Here is an 18,018-nt window from a genome sequence, read left to right as displayed (position 1 = left end):
CGCCAGTCGGAATATTCCGCAGTGAAACAAACCGATAGGATCCGCCTCATGCGCCGTTCCAAAATCGTCTGCACGCTGGGCCCCGCCGTCGACTCGTATGAGCAGCTGAAGGCTCTCATCGAGGCCGGCATGAACGTGGCCCGATTCAACTTCAGCCACGGATCCCAGGCAGAGCACCAGGAGCGGTACGACCGCGTCCGACAGGTCTCCGCGGACACCGGGCACGCCGTCGGCGTCCTCGCCGACCTCCAGGGTCCCAAGATCCGCCTCGAGACCTTCGCCGAGGGACCGGTCGAGCTGGTGCGCGGTGACGAGTTCACCATCACCACCGACGACGTCCCCGGCGACAAGTCGATCTGCGGCACCACCTACAAGGGTCTGCCCGGCGACGTCTCCAAGGGCGACCAGGTCCTCATCAACGACGGCAACGTCGAGCTGCGGGTCGTCGAGGTCGTGGGCTCCCGGGTCAAGACCATCGTCGTCGAGGGCGGTGTCATCTCCGACCACAAGGGCATCAACCTGCCCGGCGCGGCCGTCAACGTCCCCGCCCTGTCGGAGAAGGACGTCGACGACCTCCGCTTCGCGCTCCGCATGGGCTGCGACATGGTCGCGCTCTCCTTCGTCCGCGACGCCAACGACGTCAAGGACGTCCACAAGGTGATGGACGAGGAGGGCCGCCGGGTCCCCGTCATCGCCAAGGTCGAGAAGCCGCAGGCCGTCGAGAACATGGAGGCCGTCGTCGCGGCCTTCGACGCGGTCATGGTGGCCCGCGGCGACCTCGCCGTCGAGTACCCGCTGGAGAAGGTCCCGATGGTGCAGAAGCGCCTCGTGGAGCTCTGCCGCCGCAACGCCAAGCCGGTCATCGTCGCCACCCAGATGATGGAGTCGATGATCACCAACGCGCGGCCGACCCGCGCCGAGGCGAGCGACGTCGCCAACGCGATCCTGGACGGCGCGGACGCGGTCATGCTGTCCGCCGAGTCCTCGGTCGGCGCGTACCCGATCGAGACCGTGAAGACGATGTCGAAGATCGTCGCCGCGGCCGAGGAGGAGCTGCTCTCCAAGGGCCTGCAGCCCCTGGTCCCGGGCAAGAAGCCGCGCACCCAGGGCGGCTCCGTCGCCCGCGCGGCCTGCGAGATCGCCGACTTCCTCGGCGGCAAGGCGCTGATCGCCTTCACGCAGTCCGGCGACACCGCCCGCCGCCTGTCCCGCTACCGGACGCAGCAGCCGATCCTCGCCTTCACGACCGACGAGAACACCCGCAACCAGCTCACCCTGAGCTGGGGCGTGGAGTCCTTCCTCGTCCCGTTCGTGGAGACCACGGACGCGATGGTCGACCTCGTGGACGCCGAGCTCCTGAAGCTCCAGCGCCACAACGAGGGCGACACCATGATCATCACCGCCGGCTCGCCCCCCGGCGTCCCCGGCACCACGAACATGGTCCGGGTCCACCACCTGGGCGGCAGCGAGCGCGTCTGATCGCGCGCGCCTGACGCACGGCGAAGCCCCCGTCCGATGGACGGGGGCTTCCCCTTGTGCGGCTCCCGGAGTGGTACGGGGGTCAGCTGGGCTCGATCGTGTTGCGGAGGCCCGGAACCCTGAGGGTGCCGCCGAACTGACCGGCCTGCTTGAGCTTCACGTGGGTGAAGAAGACCTCGGGGAGGTCGAGCGGCGGCGGGGACTCCGCGCTGAAGGTGATCGGGATCAGGCCGAGGAGGTTGCCCTTCAGCTCCTCCGTGTACATCGTCACCGTGCCCTCGGTGATGGTCGACGTCTTGCCCTGCGCGGAGCGGACGTGGCCCGTGTACCCCTCGGAGTGCTCCGTCAGCTGGTGCAGGTCCCTGATGCCCACCTCGGTCGCGGTGAACTTCAGCACCTTCTTGATCTTGCCGCTGTAGGTCTTCACCTCGACGATGCCGTGGTACTTCAGGCCGCTGAGGCTGAGCTTCGTGCTCTCAAGGCGCCACGGCTCGTCCGGGAGCAGCGGGATCCCCGGCTCCAGTTCGGCCGCCGCGAGCGCCGCGTCGTCGCGCTCGGGGCACGGGAAGCGGGGCTTCGCGCCGTCGGGTATGTCCTCGTCCTTCTTGGCGTCGAGGCCCTTGGCGCTCTCGGGCAGTTCCTCGACCGGGAGACCCGCCTTCTCGGCGGCCTTCTCGATCGCGGCCTTCGTGTCCTCGGCGGCCTGGTCGGCGGCCGTGTCGGCGGTCGCCTCCGGCTCGGCGGTCGTCGCCTTCCGGGCGGGAGCCGCGGTCGTGGGAGCCGTGGTGGTGGGGGCCGCCGTCGGGGCCGCCGTCGTCGGCGTCGCCGTCGGCTCCGGGTCCGGGCCGTCGAAGAGGTCCCTGAGCGCGTCGCCCACGCCCAGCGGGTCCAGCGGGTTCACGGACTTCGTCGGGGTGGGCGTGGCCGTCGGCGTCGCGGTCGGCGCGGCGGTGGCCTTCGCCTGCTCCTGGGTCTGCTGGGTCGTCGCCTGCCCGGTCTCCGTCGCGGTCGGCGTCGGCGTGGCGGTGGCGTCCGGGGTCGCGGTGGCGCCCGGCGTGGCCGACGCGGTCGCCGAAGGAGTCGCGGACGGGGTCGGCTTCGCCGTCTCGGCGGGCTTCGTCGGCTCCTCGGTCACCGGCTCGTCCGAGCGGGTCACGCAGGGGCCGGGTGCGAAGGGGAGGTCCCCCTCGTCGGCGAGGGCGAGCTTGGGCGTGAGGCCCATGCCCACGAACACCGCGGTCGGCATGGCGGCGAGCGCCATCGCCTTGCCGGCGGGGCCCTGGATCATGTTCAGCAGCGACTTGCGCGGGGCCGCGTGCCGCGGGCCACCTTTCGCGAGCGCCGACTGAGTCTCGTCACCCCGCACTGTTCCTCCCGCCGTTGGCGTCGATCGTCGTTTCGGTCATCTGCTGCTCGGCCTCGCGCTGCTCCGGGACACCGGTCGCCACGACGGCCTCGGTTTCGCCGGTTGACTCCGGCTGACCGTCGTGCTCTGCGTCGAAGGTCTCCTCGATCGGGGGCGCGGGGGCCCACGAGGCGGACATGGCGCCGCCGATGAGGGAGAGCAGGAACCCGATGACGAGGCCACCGAAGTTCGACACCGGGAGGGAGACGAGTGCCAGGACGATCGCCGCGACGCCCGCGAACACTCTGACGATGGGCTGGAACCACATCGTCAGACCGAGTGTGATGAGCAGGACGCCGATGATCAGGGCGCCGGCCCCGGCGGTCGTCGCCATGGCAAGGGTGATGTTCCCGAGCCGCATGTCGCCGTACGGGAGGTAGGCGATCGGTACGCCGCCCAGCATGGTGAACAGCCCCGCCCAGAAGGGACGGTCGCCCCGCCAGGTGCGGAAACGCTGCCGGATCTGGGCTCCGCGGGAAGCAGTGGACTCGGCGCTCATGGAAACAGCTCCCTGGAAGCGGTCTTGCTGTGAAATGTTGCTCAGAAGGATGGGGTCGAGCCGTGCGGGCGGGGCCGTGCGCGACGGCCCGCGCCCGCCGGACGGGCCACTAGCCCGCGAAGCACTCCTTGGTGCCCCGGTGCAGCGACAGCTTCAGGTCGGGAAGCTTGAAGGTGGCGGCGGTGGTCGCCCACGCCTTCTGCTCCACGTTCGACAGCACTGCCTCCTCGGCACGCTGCGAGAAGCCGAACGGGTTCGCCTTGCCGGCGGTGCCGGGCTGAATGCCGGGCTTGCCCTCGATCGGCTTGCCGTCAGGTCCCGTGTTGAGGTTCCCGGCCGCGACACCGATGTCGATCTTCTTGAACTCGGCGTCCGACTTCAGGTCCGAGACATCCAGGTAGATGTCCTTCGCGTAGACCTTGTCTTCCTTCTTGCCGGTCTTCTCGGCCTCGGTACCGGCCGTCAGCTGAAGGGAGACGGTGCCGATGAGCGGCACGTGAGGGGTCACGACGGACTGGCACATGCTGGTGATGTACGCCTCGGAGAAGCCCGAGACGGCGACCGGCGCGGCGAAGTCCTCACCCTTGAGGTTCTTGCCGTTGACATAGCTGCCGTACTGGACGAAGTCGTAGCCCTCGAGCTGCTTCGCCTTAACCTTGAACTCCTGGCCGGAGATGCTGAAGGACGCGGCCAGCGCGCCCTGGGCCAGGCCGACGCCGATCGCGGCCGTCGCGGCCACGCTCGGGACCATGACGACGGCGAACCGCTTCCATCGGGTCCCGCCACGAACCTGGGACTTCATGAGAATTCCTCCTTCTCGGACGTACATCTCCGGAGGGGCCGGGGCCCGCCCTGGGATGGGAGAAGAGCTACGTCCTCGGGAAGGAGAGCGCCGAGGCATCAGGCGGCGCGACGCGCGTCCGAATCACCGGCGATCACCCCCGAGCGACAACCTGGACCGCGCTTCGGCGCGCGGCCTGATGGACAGGCCCCGTTCGGTGAGAGCGGGAACCCCCCTGTCCACGACCGGTGCGTGCACCGGTCCGCCCGGTGGGGACCTTCGCCGCGGTTCCCGGTTGATTGCCGGGGACGTGCGGTTCGGACCGAGCGTCGCCGATCGTGGTCCATTCCGGGCCCGGGCACAAGGGGGTTCGTTACCGGCTAGTAACGGGTGGATAACCGCGCCATGGCGGGGCGGCGCCGGACGGCCACACAGGGTACGTCCGCGCGACCGGGAATATCGGCAGATCGCCGCATGAATCCAGACAGAAGGCCGCGTTCGACTTACTGCAAGTAACAGCGGCCGCGATTACCAAGTTTTGGTAAAGCGCGGCCGCCATTTGTCACCCTGTTGCCAAATCGTCAGAACAGCACGCGGGCCAGCGCCTGACGGCCCGCCGTGACCCGCGGGTCCTCGGCGCCAATCACCTCGAACAGTTCCAGGAGCCGCAGCCGCGCCGCGTCCCGGTCCTCGCCGACCGTACGCCGCACGGTCTCCACGAGGCGCCCGAAGGCGTCCTGCACATGACCGCCCACCAGATCGAGGTCGGCGGCGGCGATCTGCGCGGTCACGTCGGCCGGGTTCTCCGCGGCGTTCTTGCGGACGGCACCCGGGTCCAGGTCCTGCACCCGGGCGAGGAGTTCGGCCTGGGCCAGGCCGAGCTTCGCCTCGGGGTGGGCCGGGTCGTCGGCGAGCACGTTCTTGTACGCCTGGACCGCGCCGGCCAGGTCACCCGCGTCGAGCGCGGACAGGGCCGCTTCGAGGAGGGCGTCGTACGGGCCGACGACCTGACGCTCGACCGCGGGACCGCCCTCGGACGCGCCCGCGTCGACGGCGATGCCGGTGAGGCCGAAGCGCTCCTCGCCGATCTGGATCAGCTGGTCGAGGGTCTCGCGGATCTGGGCCTCGGGCACGGCGCCCTGGAAGAGCGGCAGCGCCTGACCGGCGACCACCGCGAAAACGGCCGGAATTCCCTGGATGCCGAACTGCTGCATCAGCATCTGGTTGGCGTCGACGTCGATCTTCGCGAGCAGGAAGCGGCCGTTGTACTCGACGGCGAGCCGCTCCAGGAGGGGGCCGAGCTGCTTGCAGGGCTCACACCACTCGGCCCAGAAGTCGAGGACGACCGGGACCTCGGCGGAACGCTGGAGCACATCGCGCTCGAAGCCGGCCTCGTCGACGTCGATCACCAGGGCGGACGGGGGCACCGCGGCGGAGCCACCCTGCCGGGCGGCTTCGGCGCGCGCCTGCTCCGCCTTCGCCTTGGCCTCTCCGGCCGCCTTCACCGCGGCGAGGTCGACGACGCCGCTCATGGACATGTTTCGGGGCTGCATGCGTACATCCTCCCCCTTCCGCGCACGTAACCGGTAAGCCATGGCTGAACCGTGCCGTCCGCACGTCTCCCGCCGGTGTGCGAGACATGGGGCGACACGGTTCTTCGTCTTCGGTTTCGCGCCGGGTCCCCACCCGGCGCCAGGTTGTCGCTCGGGCCGCTCAAAGCCTTTCGCTACAGGTCGTAGCGTAACTCTCCCGGGGGATCCGCGGGGAGGGCGCGGAAGCGATCGGGCCGGTGAACTGCCTCACATCACGCGCCTCTGGCGTCGTACCTACCGGCGGGTATGGTCGACGTCCATGTGTAGCCGCACCAACCCCCGCAGCAGCCGTACCGGGCGTCCCCGCTCCACCGAGGCCGACGCGGCCATCCTGGAGGCGACCCGCGCGGCCCTGGTGGAGCTGGGCTGGTCCAAGCTCACGATGGGGGACGTCGCCGGCCGCGCGGGGGTGGCGAAGACGACCCTGTACCGCCGCTGGGCCAACAAGAACGAACTCGTCGTGGACGCCGTCGCCGTCCTCTTCGATGAACTCGAACTGCCCGACCTGGGTTCCCTCCAGGCCGACATCGAGCACGTCGTCCTGCAGTTCGCGGCCCTCCTCGAACGCCCCGAGACCAAGACGGCCCTGATGGCGGTGGTCGCCGAGTCGACCCGGGACGCGCCGCTGCGCGAGCGCATCCGCATTTCGATCGTCGACCGCCAGAAGCGGCTCGTCCTGACGGGCCGGCGGCGGGCGCAGCAGCGCGGCGAACTCCCCGCGGACCGCGATCCGGACGCCGTGGACGCCACGGACGACCTGATCTTCGACGTCATCGCGGGCGCGGTCGTCCATCGCGCCCTGGTCAGCGCCGAACCGGTCGACGAGGCATGGGTGGCCCGCCTCTCCGCCCTCCTGGTGGGCGGCCTGGGAGCGGTGGCGGCTCTCGGCTGAGCGCCGTCGGCCGGGACCCCCTACGGTGACGGCCATGATCATTCATCTGCCGGACCCCGTCCGGGCACTGCTCGACGACACCAACCCGGCCGTGCTGGCCACGATCCAGCCCGACGGCTCCCCGCAGACCTCGGTCGTGTGGGTGGGCCGCGACGGCGACGACGTGCTGATCTCCAGCCAGGAGGGCCGTCGCAAGATCAAGAACATCCGGGCCGACGCCCGGGTCAGCCTCACCGTCCACGACCGCCACGATGCGGACGTCTACGCGGAGATACGGGGTACGGCGACGGTCACCGAGGACACCGGCCGCGCGCTGGCCGTGGCGCTCGCGGAGAGCTACGAGGGCGAGGGCGCCGGCCAGGAGTACCTGGACCTGCCGCCGGAGGAGGTCCGGGTGACCGTCCGGATCACCCCGACGAAGATCGTGGGCACGGCCACGAAGTAAGTCACCTCGCGGTCCGTCCGCGTACGACAGGGGCGGTACGGGAGTCCCGTACCGCCCCTTCCGAATCAGGCGTGTCGGTCAGAAGCCCGGGGGTTCCGTGTAGACGCCCCACTCGTCGCGCAGCGCGTCGCAGATCTCGCCGAGCGTGGCCTCGGCCCGTACGGCCTCCAGCATCGGGACGATCATGTTCGAGCCGTCGCGGGCGGCCTTCAGCATCGCGTCGATCGAGGCGCGGACCCTGGCGTCGTCCCGGCGCTCCCTGCGCTCGCCGAGGGTCTGCACCTGGTCCCGCTCGACCTCGTGGCTGACCCGCAGGATCTCCAGGTCGCCGGTGACCGAGCCGTGGTGGACGTTGACGCCGACGACCCGCTTGTCGCCCTTCTCCAGGGACCGCTGGTACTGGAAGGCGGACTCGGCGATCTCGCCGGTGAACCAGCCGTCCTCGATGCCGCGCAGGATGCCGGAGGTGATCGGGCCGATCGGGTGCTGCCCGTCCGGGTGGGCGCGGCGGCCGCGCTCCTTGATCTGGTCGAAGATCTTCTCGGCGTCGGCCTCGATGCGGTCGGTGAGCTGCTCGACGTACCAGGAGCCGCCCAGCGGGTCGGCGACGTTGGCGACGCCGGTCTCCTCCATCAGCACCTGCTGGGTGCGCAGCGCGATCTCGGCGGCCTGCGCGCTGGGGAGCGCGAGGGTCTCGTCGAGGGCGTTGGTGTGGAGGGAGTTGGTGCCGCCGAGGACGGCGGAGAGGGCCTCGACGGCGGTGCGTACGACGTTGTTGTACGGCTGCTGGGCGGTGAGGGAGACGCCGGCGGTCTGGGTGTGGAAGCGGAGCCACTGCGCCTTGTCGGTCTTGGCGCCGTAGACCTCCTTCATCCAGCGCGCCCAGATGCGGCGGGCGGCGCGGAACTTGGCGATCTCCTCGAAGAAGTCGAGGTGGGCGTCGAAGAAGAACGAGAGGCCGGGGGCGAAGACGTCCACGTCGAGGCCGCGGCTGAGGCCGAGCTCGACGTAGCCGAAGCCGTCGGCGAGGGTGTACGCGAGCTCCTGCGCGGCCGTCGCTCCGGCCTCGCGGATGTGGTAGCCGGAGACGGAGAGCGGCTTGTACGCGGGGATGCCCTGCGCGCAGTGCTCCATGAGGTCGCCGATGAGACGCAGATGGGGCTCGGGCTCGAAGAGCCACTCCTTCTGCGCGATGTACTCCTTGAAGATGTCGGTCTGCAGCGTGCCGTTGAGCAGGGCCGGGTCGACGCCCTGGCGCTCGGCGGCGACCAGGTACATGCAGAAGACCGGGACGGCGGGCCCGGAGATCGTCATGGAGGTCGTGACGTCGCCGAGCGGGATGTCCTTGAAGAGGACCTCCATGTCGGCGGCGGAGTCGATGGCGACTCCGCAGTGGCCGACCTCGCCGAGGGAGCGGGGGTCGTCGGAGTCGCGGCCCATGAGGGTCGGCATGTCGAAGGCGACGGAGAGGCCGCCGCCGCCGGCCTCCAGGATCATCTTGTAGCGCTCGTTGGTCTGCTCGGCGTTGCCGAAGCCGGCGAACTGCCGGATGGTCCAGGTCCGGCCCCGGTAGCCGGTCGCGTGGAGTCCCCGGGTGAAGGGGTACTCGCCGGGCCAGCCGATGCGCTCGAACCCCTCGTAGGTGTCGCCGGGCCGGGGCCCGTAGACGGGCTCGACGTCGTCACCGGAGAGCGTGGTGAAGTCGGCGTCCCGCTTGCGGGCCTTGTCGTAACGGGCCTGCCAGCGTCGGCGGCCTTCCTCGATCGCGTCAGCGTCCATGCTTCGAATTTACTAGGACGTCCTAGTAAATGTCGATGGCAAACCTCCGCACATACGTGCGGAGGCAGGGGGTCAGGCCTTGGCCGGCTGCGGCTGCGCGCCGCTGACCAGCGGAAGCGTCTCGGCGACGATCTTGCGCTCGACGAAGAACGCGGCGAAGGGAATCGTCCCGGACAGCAGCACCCAGAGCAGCTTGCCGAACGGCCAGCGCGCCTTGGAGCCCAGGTCGAAGGCGAAGACGAGGTAGATGATGTAGAGAACGCCGTGGGCCTGGGAGACCGCGAAGGTCACGTCCTCGCCCATGTCGAACCCGTACTTGAAGACCATGCACGTGCAGAGCACGAGGAGCATGACGGCGGTGATGTACGCCATGACGCGGTAGCGGGTCAGCACGCTGGATTTCATGCCGTCGAGCGTAACCGCACGATCCGGGCGATCTTCGCGCGGGTCGGGACTCGGTACGGACGCCGGTCGGGACCCGGTACGGACGCGGGCCAGGACCCGGGAGACGCGCGGGTCAGGACTCGTCGAAATCGTGCGCCGCGACCCGCAGCGGCCGCAGCATCGCGAAGATCTCCGCACACTCCTCCGCGTCGTACGCCCCGAGCCCGAACTCCATCTCCATCAGGTCGCGGGTCGCGGCCTCGACCACCTCGCGACCCTTCTCCGTGATGGTGGCGAGGGTGCCCCGGCCGTCGTTGGGGTTGGGGCGCTTGGCCACCAGGCCGGACTTCACGAGGCGGTCCACCGTGTTCGTCACCGAGGTGGGGTGGACCATCAGCCGCTCGCCGATCTTCGACATCGGCAGCTCGCCCGCCTTCGAGAAGGTGAGCAGCACCAGGGCCTCGTAGCGCGCGAAGGTCAGCCCGTACGGCTTGACGACGGCGTCGACCTCCGCGAGCAGGATCTGGTGGGCGCGCATGATCGAGGTGATCGCGGCCATCGAGGGGACCGGGCCCCAGCGCTTCTGCCAGAGTTCGTCGGCTCGGGCGATGGGGTCGAAGGGGAGACTGAGCGGCTTCGGCACCCGTCGACCTTACCGACTGGCCATATGCCGGTCAGCCCCGTCTCGCCTTTCGGTCGGCGCTCCGGCGACCGCGTACGACCGGCGGGTGCCGTGGGTCCCGGATCGCGGTGTCGCAGCCCGGCGCGGACCTGCCCTCATGCCACGATGGCCCGGAATGCTGCATAAGACACGGTTTCGTACCGTCTCGTACCCGACCCTGGGGGCCGGATGTCCCGCCGCACCGTCACCGCCGTCGCCCTGACCCTGCTCTCCGCGCTGCTCCTGACCGGCTGCGGCGAGGACGCGCCCCCGAAGGGTCCCGTCGGCCCGCCGTCCTCGCGCGGTGAGACCGTGGCCCCGGCGAGCGGCTCGCCGTTCTGGGTCGACCCGGAGAGCGACGCTGCGAAGCAGGTCCGCCAGTACGAGGCGCAGGGCAGGACCGAGGACGCCGAGGTCCTGAAGCGGATCGCGGAGCGGCCGGTGGCGGACTGGCCGGACGGAGACGATCCCGTGCCGGACGTCACGCGGGCGGTGCGGGGAGCGGCGGCGGAGAACCGTACGGCCGTCTTCGTCGCGTACAACATCCCGCACCGCGACTGCGGGATGTACTCGGCGGGCGGCTCGCACGACGCGCAGGCCTACCGGAACTGGATCGACTCCTTCGCGACCGCGCTCGGGGAGACCTCGGCGATCGTCGTCCTGGAGCCGGACGCGGTGCCGCACATCGTGGACGGCTGCACCCCCGCGCAGTACCACGACGAGCGGTACGAGCTGCTCGCCGGGGCGATCGAACGGCTCAAGCGGCAGCCGCGCACCCGGGTGTATCTGGACGCGGGCAACCCGGCCTGGATCGACGATCCGGGCAAGCTGGTGGAGCCGCTGCGCCGGGCGGGGGTCGCCCGCGCGGACGGCTTCTCGCTGAACGTCTCCAACTTCCAGACGAACGACTCGGTACGGAGCTTCGGCGCGACGCTCTCCGGGCTGCTCGGCGGCACCCACTTCACGGTGGACACCAGCCGCAACGGCGACGGCCCCCTCCCGGGCGACCGGGCGGAGGCCTGGTGCAATCCGCCGGGCCGGGCCCTCGGCGTACCCCCGACGGACCGGACCGGGGACGAGCTGGTCGACGCGTATCTGTGGATCAAGCGGCCGGGCGACTCGGACGGCCAGTGCAGGGGTGGCCCGGCGGCCGGGACCTGGTGGCCGGACTACGCCCTGGGCCTGGCGCGCAGGGCGAAGTCCTAGCCGACCACGCTCAGTTCACCTGGATCCACTTCGCCTCGGACGGGATGCCCTTGTCGTCGGTGACGAAGAGCATGTACCAGCCGGGCGGGACGAGGGTCCGGTCCTGCGGTACGTCGACGGTGACGGTCATCCCGTCGCGGCTCTTCGTCAGGCCGAGCGCCACCGAGCGCTGTTCGACGTCCGTGGTGTGGGTGACGGCGCTGGGCCGCATCAGCCGGGCCTTCGCGATCCGGCCGGCGTCCTTGGTCTTGAAGGTGGCGCGGCCGTTCTGGTCGAGTTCCCGTGAGCCCTCGCCGAGGACGGGCCGGTCGTCGCCCGCCTTGTGGAGGTAGGGCGGGGTGAAGACCTCGATGCGCTGCTCGAAGGTGCCGAGCCGGGTGTTGTCCTTGTCGTCGAAGAGCGGGTCGGAGCCGAAGGTGGCGACCCGGCCGTCGGGCAGCAGCAGTGCCTCGGAGTGGTAGTTGCGGCCGACGGTGGGTTCGGCGGCCTCGGCGAAGGCGTTGGCCTTCGGGTCGTAGAACTGCGCCTTGAGGATGTCGCTGCCGCTGCGGCCCCGGTAGTCCTCGGAGCCGCCGGTCGTGAAGACGGTGTCGTCGGGCAGCAGGACGCTGCTGAGGTAGCGGGTGCCCTGCGGGAGCGCCGGCCCGTCGGTGAAGACGGGGCTCTCCTTGGAGAGGTCGATGATGGAGGTGCGGGCGGTGGACTTGGACGACTCGCCGACGCCGCCGCCGCCGAGGACCATGACCTTCTGGTTCTGGACGGGCGGCAGCAGCAGGGAGGCGGAGGTCTCCAGCTGGTCGGGGTCGGTGAGCCCGCCGAGCTTGGTGAAGGAGTTCTTCTTCAGGTCCCACAGGCCCGGTTCGCGGCCCTTCTCGGCGGGTCCGTAGCCGGCGTTGGAGCCGCTGTAGAGGAGCTTGCCGCCCTTGGTGAGGAAGAGGGAGGGGTAGGTGGGGAAGTACCGGAAGGGGCCCTTGGACCACTTCTTGGTCTCGGGGTCGTAGATCTCGTTGTCGCCGGGGACGACGTCGCCGACGTCGTTGAGCCCGGAGACGGCGAGGACCTTGCCGTCCTCCAGGGTGACGAGGGTGGGGTACCAGCGGGCGTCCTTCATGGGGGCGACCGGGATGTACTTCTCGGCCTTCGGGTCGAACTCGTAGGCGCTCTTGATGCCCTGGAAGTCCTGCTTCTCGGTGGTGAGCTTCTGCGCGAGACCGTAGACGTCGTCGGCCGCGTCGCCCTTGAGGCCGACGACCTCGTACTGGGCGGCCTCGGTGGTGAGGGCCTGCGGGCCCTCCTTGCGGGCCTCGACGAACACGCGCACCTCGGCGGCGGTGACCTTCGTCTTCCACGGCTTCATCTGGCCGCTCTTGAAGTACGAGATCTCGAACTCGCGCTTGGCCTTGGGGACGGTCACGTCGAACTTGGAGACGTACTCGACGCCGGAAGGGGAGCGGAAGACGGTGCCCTTCTTGAGGGTGACCGCCTTGTCGGGGCTCTCGTTCTTGACCCGCATGCCGCCGCCGGCCTTCTTGACCTCGCCGTTGAGGATCTCGTACCGGGCGGTGCCGCCGGCGACGAGCAGCCGGCCGTCGGGCAGCTGGGTGTGGCCGGCGCAGAAGAAGTCCTCGGGAGTGGGGATCTTCTTGAAGGTGTTCTTCACCGGGTCCCACAGGACGGTCGTGAAGGTGCCGGCGTCGAAGTTCTTCTGGCTGTTGCCCGAGCCGGCGATGAGCAGCACCTTGCCGGTGTGCAGGAGGGCCGCGTGGATGGCGTTGACGCTGTACGGGGAGGGGACGTTCACCGGCGCCCAGGAGCCGAAGGCCCGCTTGTATCCGGGCTGGGCGATCTTGTACGCGTGGTATTTCTCCTCGGCGAAGGAGACCGCGGCGGGGGCGTTGAGCGCGGCGAGGACCAGGACCGCGCCGCTGCCGAGCAGGGTCTTCTTGAACTTCTTGGACGGCCGGTAGGCCATGGCTCAGTTCCCTCCGGTGGTCGTGGGGGCGGGCGCGGGCGCGGCCGGCGGGAGCGCGGCGGGAAGGACCCCGACCCCTTCGCGGGCGTCGGCGAGGCCGCGCTTGCGGGCGCGGTCCCTGGCGCGGTCGCGGACCCGCTGCAGGCGGCGGGCCCGTACCGTCGTCCAGGCCCAGAGGGAGACCGGGGCGAGGGCGATGACGAGCGCGAGGGCGGCCCAGGTGCGCATGGCGGCGTGGGTGTGGCCGAAGTGCACGGAGGCGGCGAGGGAGGCGATGAGGATCGCCGCCCAGTAGAGGTGGATGCGGAAGGTGAGGACGCGGTCGGGGCTGGCCTCGCCGCCCTTGGGGGTGACGACGAAGCGGCCGCGGGTGCGCAGGACGGCCGAGCCGAGGGACTTCAGGTAGATGGGCGCGGAGATCGCGGACATCGCCATGCCGGCCAGGCCGCCGGAGCCCTCGGGTTCGTGGGGCGAGACGTTGTGCCGCCGGTTCCAGAGGTAGAGGCCGATCTGGAGGGCGACGGCGTCGCTGTAGATCATCAGCCACACGGAGGTGGCGACCTGGGTGCCGGAGGCGCCGAGCCACAGGTAGAGGACGCCGCTGAGGATGCCGAGCAGCCAGTTGACCGCCGTCATCGGGTAGTAGACGAGCATCAGGGTGTAGTTGAGGAAGCGGCCGGGAGGGGTGCGGAAGGGCGCCTTCCAGTACTGCTTGACGATCGTCTCGTACGTGCCCCGGGACCAGCGCAGCTGCTGGGTGAAGAAGTCCGTCCAGGAGGCGGGGCCCTCGCCGACCGCGAGGACGTCCGGGGTGTAGACGGAGCGCCAGTAGCGGCCGGTGCGCGGGTTCTTCCTGCGGTGCAGTTCGAAGCCGGTGGCCATGTCCTCGGTGATCGAGTCGCACAGGCCGCCGATCTGCTTGAGGGCGGAGATCCGGACGACGTTGTTCGTACCGACGAACATGGGCGCGTGGTAGCGGTTGCCGGCCCGCTGGATGAGGGCGTGGAACAGGAACTGCTGGGACTCGGCGGCCTTGGTGACGATGTTGGTGTAGTTGCCGTACACCTGCGGTCCGACGACGAAGGCGATGTCGGGGTCGCGGAAGTAGCCGAGCATCCGCTCCAGGAAGTCGGGGAGCGGGACGTGGTCGGTGTCCACGGAGGCGAAGTAGTCGTAGTCGTCTCCGTGCATGGCGAGCCAGGCGTTGTAGTTGCCGTGCTTGGTCTTCGCCTTGTGCACGCCCTTCTTCCGGTTCCACTCGGGGACCCCGGCGCGGGTGAAGTGGCGTACCCCGAGTTCGGCGCAGAGCGCCTTGGCCTCGTCGGCGTCGCCCTCGTCGAGGAGCCAGACGTCGAGCGTGCCCTCGTGGCGCAGCCGGGTGGCGCCTTCGAGGGTGCCGCGGACCATGGAGAGCGGTTCCTTGCCCGGGACGTACGTGGTGAGGAAGGCGACGCGGGTGCCCTTCTCGGCGTACACGGGTATCGGGTCGCGGGCGACCATGGTGGCGTGGGCGATCGACGTGACGTTCACCAGCATGAAGAGGCAGATGAGCCCGATCGACACGAGCATCACGGTGTCGAGGTGGACGAGCCAGCGTGCGTCGCCCTCGCGTACGGTCCAGTGGCTGGGCCAGACGAGGTAGGCGAGGAGCAGCGCCGAGAGGACCGGCGCGAGGCTCATCAGCAGGACGGCTCGTATTCGGTGCGGCTCCTTCGCGAGCAGACTTCGGTACTGCACCGTGTAGGCGGCCGGGTCCGGCTCCGTGAGCGGACCGGCGAGTCGGCTGTAGGTGTCGTAGTCGTAGCCTCCCGGCCGCACGGTGCCTCCAGCTGTCGTCGAACGGGTCGATACCCCAACAAAAGGGGACATCGTTCGGCGTGTCGACTGGAGTAGTCCGAGTGAGCGGTTTTACCGGGCGCGGCCGCTCTGCCGCCGCAGCGTGTAGGTGACGGCCTTTCGGGCGACCGGGTTCAGCAACTCGACGGCCGCCATCAGGGCACCGAGCTGCTCGAGGGCGGCGAAGGCCGCCTCCGCGCCGGCGGGGTCGACGCCCTCGTACAGTTCGAGGCCGATGAACGAGGCGGCGACCGCCCGGGCGAGCCCGGCGGGGTCGGTGAACTCGGCGAGCGGGGTCCCCGCGAGGACCCGGACGAGCACCTGTTCGATCTCGGCGATCCACAGGTCGAGCCCGGCGGCGGTGGCCGGCCCGAGCCGCGGGTGCGCCCGTGACCCGGCGAGCAGCTGCCCGAGGAAGTCGACGTGCCCGGCCTCCCGCTCCTCGGCGTGCAGCGCGCGCCCGAAGGCGAGCAGCTCGGTGAGGCTGCCCACGGAGCGGAGCCGCTCGCGGTGCCGGGCGACCCGCTGCTCGGCACCGTGGCGGCAGGCGGCGGCGAGCAGCTCGTCGACGGACCCGAAGTGGTAGAAGACCAGAGCCTGGTTGACCCCGGCGGTGGTCGCGATGGCGCGCGCGGAGGCCTTGGCGATGCCCTGCTCGACGAGGGTGCGCAGGGCCCCTTCGAGCAGCTTCTCCCGGGTCTCCCGGGTGCGGGCGTCCTGCGCCTTCACACTCCCCGCGGTCTTCCCGCTCACACCCGTACCTCCTCGCGCACCGGGCGCAGCCCGGCGCGCACCCCCAGCGAGCGTACGTCGGCGTATGCGGCGGTGAACGACCCCTCGTAGCCGAAGAGGGGCCCGAAGTACCGGTTGACCACGCGGACGTTGATCTGGAAGCGGCCGGTGCGCTCGTCGAAGGACTCGCGGACCTCGGCCCTGCCCCCGAGGAGTTCGGGGACGCGCACGTCCAACGGGCCTTCACGGAAGCGGTGTTCGCCGGAGGTGATGAGGAGCGAGCCGTCGGCCTCGGCGGACAGGTGGAGGTCGCTGGCGAGGTGCTGGTGGGTGCCGAGGTAGTCGAGGACGCAGTTCCGCTCCTGGCTGTGGACCATGGTCGCGTCGAAGCGCCGGGGTCCGCCGGGCAGCGCGAAGGTCCGGACGAAGGTGACGGTCTCCCGCCCGTACGAGTCGGCGTAGGGCACGTTCTCGATGACGAAGGGGACGTCCCGGCCGGTGCGGGGCAGCAGGATGTTCCGCAGCCCGCCGACGGCGAGGAACGGTTTCACGAACGCCCGGCCGTGCCACACGCGGTCCATGACGCCCCGCCCGACGCACAGCTCGCCGCTCGCGAGCCCCACCGAGAAGCGCCGCTGGAGCTCCGGGTGCAGCCGCCCGAAGGCGTCGTCCCCCATGACGGTGCGGAAGATCGAGGTCACGGCTGCTCCAGGGCGGCGAGGAGCCGGGGCTCCCGGGTGCGGGCGGGCGGGACGCGCAGACAGCGCCGGGCGGCGGGGGTCCGCGACGACGGCGGTACGAGGACGGCGGCGGCCACCCCGACGACGGTGAGCGGCACGGCGGCGAGCGACGGCGCGCCCAGCGGCAGGGAGGCGACGGCCCAGGGGACGACCACGAGCAGCAGCCGGGCGGCGCCTTCGAGGAGCCAGCGGTCCCGGGAGCGCTCCGGGGTGACGCCCTGTTCGCACCAGAGCCGCAGCCGGTCGAAGGACCAGGCGGTGGCCCAGCCCATGAGGGGCCGGAAGAGGAGCCGGTCGGCGGCGCGGCCGAGGCGCCCCCAGCGCGGCCGGTAGTCGTAGCCGGTGAGGAAGCGGATGCCGTCGGGGGTGGGGACGTACCGCCAGTAGCCGCTGCCCTCGGCGAGGAGCGAGAGGGGATGGCCGGAGAAGAAGCGGAGGGCGGAGACCCGGTCGCCGCCGGTCCGGTGGCGCTCCCCCGCGGAGACACCGGTGCCGGCGACGGTCAGGAAGGGCAGGACGCGGGTCGCGTACCGGAAGCGCCGGGGCTCGCCCTCGGCGCCCGGCAGGTAGGCGATCTCGGTGAACCGCAGGTCCCACCGCTGGTGCCGGTCGGGTTCCTGGGTGCGTGCCCAGAGCGTCTCGAGGTCCGTGCGGACGGTCGTCTCGACGTAGAGACCCATGGACGTCCCCCTCATCCAGGCCTTTTGAGCGAGTGCTCAAAACATGCCCCGCCGCCGACGGTAGACGATTTTGAGCAGTCGCTCAACCACTTGACGCCACCCCCTCCGTACGAGAAGCCCCCGGCCCTGATCAAGGGCCGGGGGCTTCTCGTACGGAGGGGGTGGCGTCAGGCGCCGAGGTGGCGCTCCACCGTCTCGACCTTCGAGGTCAGACCGTCCGTCACACCGGGGCGGATGTCGGCCTTGAGGACCAGGGAGACGCGGGGCGCCCGCGCCTCCACGGCGGCGACGGCACGCTTCACGACGTCCATCACCTCGTCCCACTCGCCCTCGATCGAGGTGAACATGGCGTCGGTACGGTTCGGGAGGCCGGATTCGCGGACCACCCGGACGGCGTCGGCGACGTACTCGCCGACCTCCTCCCCCACACCCAGCGGGGTCACCGAGAACGCGACGATCACGCCTTCACACCCTCGGCGCGGGCGCGGGAGGCGATGACGGCGTCTGCGGCCTCGCGCTTCAGCTTCCGGTCGGCGTAGAAGCCGCCGAAGGGCAGCACCGAGAGGACGAAGTAGAGCGCGGCGGTGCCGAAGCCCCACTTGGTGCGGTTCCAGGCGTCCAGCCAGAAGAGGACGTAGAGGACGAACAGCACGCCGTGGATCGCGCCCATGACCGGCACCGCGTTGAAGTCGGTCGTCCGCTTGAGCACCGAGCAGACCAGCAGGAGCAGGAAGGAGACGGCCTCCGGCGCGGAGACGAGCCGGAGCCGGTGGAGGGAGGAAGCGGTCTTGATGTCCACGGAGGGGGTCACCTTCGATCAATCGAGCGACGGGATCTGCGACGGGATCTTGTGAACGGATGCACAAGGGCCTGCTCATTGTGCACGGCGACTTTGCTGTCTCTTTATCCGGGTCCCCAGTACCTTCTACCGGTGG

General features: G+C 70.3%; 18 protein-coding genes. 4 read left to right on the top strand and 14 right to left on the bottom strand.

Annotation, left to right across the window (positions count from 1 at the left end; translation table 11 throughout):
* The first annotated feature begins 48 nt into the window (after positions 1-48).
* Positions 49-1,479 carry a pyruvate kinase gene (pyk, locus tag ACIA8N_RS09020; RefSeq protein ID WP_365786324.1) on the top strand — a complete coding sequence of 477 codons (1,431 nt, stop codon included), beginning with the start codon at positions 49-51 and terminating at the stop codon, positions 1,477-1,479.
* An 82-nt stretch (positions 1,480-1,561) separates the two neighbouring features.
* Here the strand turns inward: pyk and ACIA8N_RS09015 are convergent, their stop codons facing one another.
* The 4 genes from ACIA8N_RS09015 to ACIA8N_RS09000 all read right to left on the bottom strand — a co-directional run bounded on the left by ACIA8N_RS09015 (position 1,562) and on the right by ACIA8N_RS09000 (position 5,717).
* Positions 1,562-2,845 (bottom strand): hypothetical protein, encoded by a 1,284-nt coding sequence (locus tag ACIA8N_RS09015; RefSeq protein ID WP_399415992.1) that lies wholly within the window; start codon positions 2,843-2,845, stop codon positions 1,562-1,564.
* The gene (locus ACIA8N_RS09010; protein WP_365786321.1) at positions 2,835-3,383 is read right to left on the bottom strand and encodes a DUF6114 domain-containing protein; all 549 of its coding nucleotides are present in this window, start codon (positions 3,381-3,383) and stop codon (positions 2,835-2,837) included. The genes ACIA8N_RS09015 and ACIA8N_RS09010 overlap by 11 nt, the downstream gene beginning before the upstream one ends.
* Before the next feature lie 109 nt (positions 3,384-3,492).
* Positions 3,493-4,185, bottom strand: a complete 693-nt coding sequence (locus ACIA8N_RS09005; protein ID WP_365786319.1) for a DUF6230 family protein — start codon at positions 4,183-4,185, stop codon at positions 3,493-3,495.
* Between the two features lie 560 nt (positions 4,186-4,745).
* Positions 4,746-5,717: a tetratricopeptide repeat protein gene (locus ACIA8N_RS09000; protein ID WP_365786317.1), complete on the bottom strand. Its 972-nt coding sequence runs from the start codon at positions 5,715-5,717 to the stop codon at positions 4,746-4,748.
* Positions 5,718-6,015: 298 nt separating this feature from the next.
* On the opposite strand from ACIA8N_RS09000, the gene ACIA8N_RS08995 reads away from it, so the two are divergent.
* Together ACIA8N_RS08995 and ACIA8N_RS08990 are read left to right on the top strand one after the other, a co-directional pair.
* Entirely contained in the window at positions 6,016-6,648 is a 633-nt protein-coding gene (locus ACIA8N_RS08995) for a TetR/AcrR family transcriptional regulator (RefSeq protein WP_365786315.1), read from the top strand.
* Positions 6,649-6,682: 34 nt separating this feature from the next.
* Positions 6,683-7,093 carry a PPOX class F420-dependent oxidoreductase gene (locus ACIA8N_RS08990; protein ID WP_365786313.1) on the top strand — a complete coding sequence of 137 codons (411 nt, stop codon included), beginning with the start codon at positions 6,683-6,685 and terminating at the stop codon, positions 7,091-7,093.
* 78 nt (positions 7,094-7,171) lie between these two features.
* Here ACIA8N_RS08990 and ACIA8N_RS08985 read toward each other — a convergent pair whose 3' ends face one another.
* The 3 genes from ACIA8N_RS08985 to ACIA8N_RS08975 all read right to left on the bottom strand — a co-directional run bounded on the left by ACIA8N_RS08985 (position 7,172) and on the right by ACIA8N_RS08975 (position 9,899).
* On the bottom strand, positions 7,172-8,872 hold the full coding sequence (locus ACIA8N_RS08985; RefSeq protein WP_365786311.1) for a methylmalonyl-CoA mutase family protein: 1,701 nt from the start codon (positions 8,870-8,872) through the stop codon (positions 7,172-7,174).
* A gap of 72 nt (positions 8,873-8,944) precedes the next feature.
* Positions 8,945-9,277: a DUF3817 domain-containing protein gene (locus ACIA8N_RS08980; protein ID WP_030210502.1), complete on the bottom strand. Its 333-nt coding sequence runs from the start codon at positions 9,275-9,277 to the stop codon at positions 8,945-8,947.
* Between the two features lie 112 nt (positions 9,278-9,389).
* Complete coding sequence (locus ACIA8N_RS08975) at positions 9,390-9,899, bottom strand: MarR family transcriptional regulator (RefSeq protein WP_030210505.1); 510 nt, start codon at positions 9,897-9,899, stop codon at positions 9,390-9,392.
* A gap of 207 nt (positions 9,900-10,106) precedes the next feature.
* On the opposite strand from ACIA8N_RS08975, the gene ACIA8N_RS08970 reads away from it, so the two are divergent.
* Positions 10,107-11,123, top strand: a complete 1,017-nt coding sequence (locus tag ACIA8N_RS08970) for a glycoside hydrolase family 6 protein (RefSeq protein ID WP_365786308.1) — start codon at positions 10,107-10,109, stop codon at positions 11,121-11,123.
* A 10-nt stretch (positions 11,124-11,133) separates the two neighbouring features.
* Here ACIA8N_RS08970 and ACIA8N_RS08965 read toward each other — a convergent pair whose 3' ends face one another.
* From ACIA8N_RS08965 to ACIA8N_RS08935, 7 genes are all read right to left on the bottom strand, one after another.
* Positions 11,134-13,095, bottom strand: a complete 1,962-nt coding sequence (locus ACIA8N_RS08965) for a kelch motif-containing protein (RefSeq protein WP_365786306.1) — start codon at positions 13,093-13,095, stop codon at positions 11,134-11,136.
* A gap of 3 nt (positions 13,096-13,098) precedes the next feature.
* Positions 13,099-14,913, bottom strand: a complete 1,815-nt coding sequence (locus ACIA8N_RS08960) for a cellulose synthase catalytic subunit (protein WP_365786304.1) — start codon at positions 14,911-14,913, stop codon at positions 13,099-13,101.
* A gap of 90 nt (positions 14,914-15,003) precedes the next feature.
* Positions 15,004-15,684 (bottom strand): TetR/AcrR family transcriptional regulator, encoded by a 681-nt coding sequence (locus ACIA8N_RS08955; RefSeq protein ID WP_365786302.1) that lies wholly within the window; start codon positions 15,682-15,684, stop codon positions 15,004-15,006.
* The gene (locus ACIA8N_RS08950; RefSeq protein WP_365786300.1) at positions 15,681-16,364 is read right to left on the bottom strand and encodes a DUF4166 domain-containing protein; all 684 of its coding nucleotides are present in this window, start codon (positions 16,362-16,364) and stop codon (positions 15,681-15,683) included. Before ACIA8N_RS08950 ends, ACIA8N_RS08955 begins: the two co-directional genes overlap by 4 nt.
* Positions 16,361-17,083 carry a hypothetical protein gene (locus ACIA8N_RS08945; RefSeq protein WP_365786298.1) on the bottom strand — a complete coding sequence of 241 codons (723 nt, stop codon included), beginning with the start codon at positions 17,081-17,083 and terminating at the stop codon, positions 16,361-16,363. Before ACIA8N_RS08945 ends, ACIA8N_RS08950 begins: the two co-directional genes overlap by 4 nt.
* Before the next feature lie 167 nt (positions 17,084-17,250).
* Positions 17,251-17,544 carry an MTH1187 family thiamine-binding protein gene (locus ACIA8N_RS08940; RefSeq protein WP_030553578.1) on the bottom strand — a complete coding sequence of 98 codons (294 nt, stop codon included), beginning with the start codon at positions 17,542-17,544 and terminating at the stop codon, positions 17,251-17,253.
* Positions 17,541-17,882 (bottom strand): DUF3817 domain-containing protein, encoded by a 342-nt coding sequence (locus tag ACIA8N_RS08935; protein WP_365787730.1) that lies wholly within the window; start codon positions 17,880-17,882, stop codon positions 17,541-17,543. The genes ACIA8N_RS08940 and ACIA8N_RS08935 overlap by 4 nt, the downstream gene beginning before the upstream one ends.
* Between the last annotated feature and the right edge of the window lie 136 nt (positions 17,883-18,018).

The organism is Streptomyces sp. NPDC051822 (genome assembly GCF_044452745.1).
Taxonomy (GTDB): Bacteria; Actinomycetota; Actinomycetes; order Streptomycetales; family Streptomycetaceae; genus Streptomyces.
Note: the sequence above shows the minus strand (reverse complement) of the source record. Positions and strands in the feature narration are given on the sequence as shown.

Coding starts and splice junctions, on each gene's coding strand:
- ACIA8N_RS08985 (WP_365786311.1), bottom strand. CDS start 8,872: ATGGACGCTGACGCGATCGAGGAAGGCCGCCGACGCTGGCAGGCCCGT.
- ACIA8N_RS08980 (WP_030210502.1), bottom strand. CDS start 9,277: ATGAAATCCAGCGTGCTGACCCGCTACCGCGTCATGGCGTACATCACC.
- ACIA8N_RS08965 (WP_365786306.1), bottom strand. CDS start 13,095: ATGGCCTACCGGCCGTCCAAGAAGTTCAAGAAGACCCTGCTCGGCAGC.
- ACIA8N_RS08970 (WP_365786308.1), top strand. CDS start 10,107: ATGTCCCGCCGCACCGTCACCGCCGTCGCCCTGACCCTGCTCTCCGCG.
- ACIA8N_RS09000 (WP_365786317.1), bottom strand. CDS start 5,717: ATGCAGCCCCGAAACATGTCCATGAGCGGCGTCGTCGACCTCGCCGCG.
- ACIA8N_RS09010 (WP_365786321.1), bottom strand. CDS start 3,383: ATGAGCGCCGAGTCCACTGCTTCCCGCGGAGCCCAGATCCGGCAGCGT.
- ACIA8N_RS08945 (WP_365786298.1), bottom strand. CDS start 17,083: ATGGGTCTCTACGTCGAGACGACCGTCCGCACGGACCTCGAGACGCTC.
- pyk (WP_365786324.1), top strand. CDS start 49: ATGCGCCGTTCCAAAATCGTCTGCACGCTGGGCCCCGCCGTCGACTCG.
- ACIA8N_RS08995 (WP_365786315.1), top strand. CDS start 6,016: ATGTGTAGCCGCACCAACCCCCGCAGCAGCCGTACCGGGCGTCCCCGC.
- ACIA8N_RS09005 (WP_365786319.1), bottom strand. CDS start 4,185: ATGAAGTCCCAGGTTCGTGGCGGGACCCGATGGAAGCGGTTCGCCGTC.
- ACIA8N_RS08990 (WP_365786313.1), top strand. CDS start 6,683: ATGATCATTCATCTGCCGGACCCCGTCCGGGCACTGCTCGACGACACC.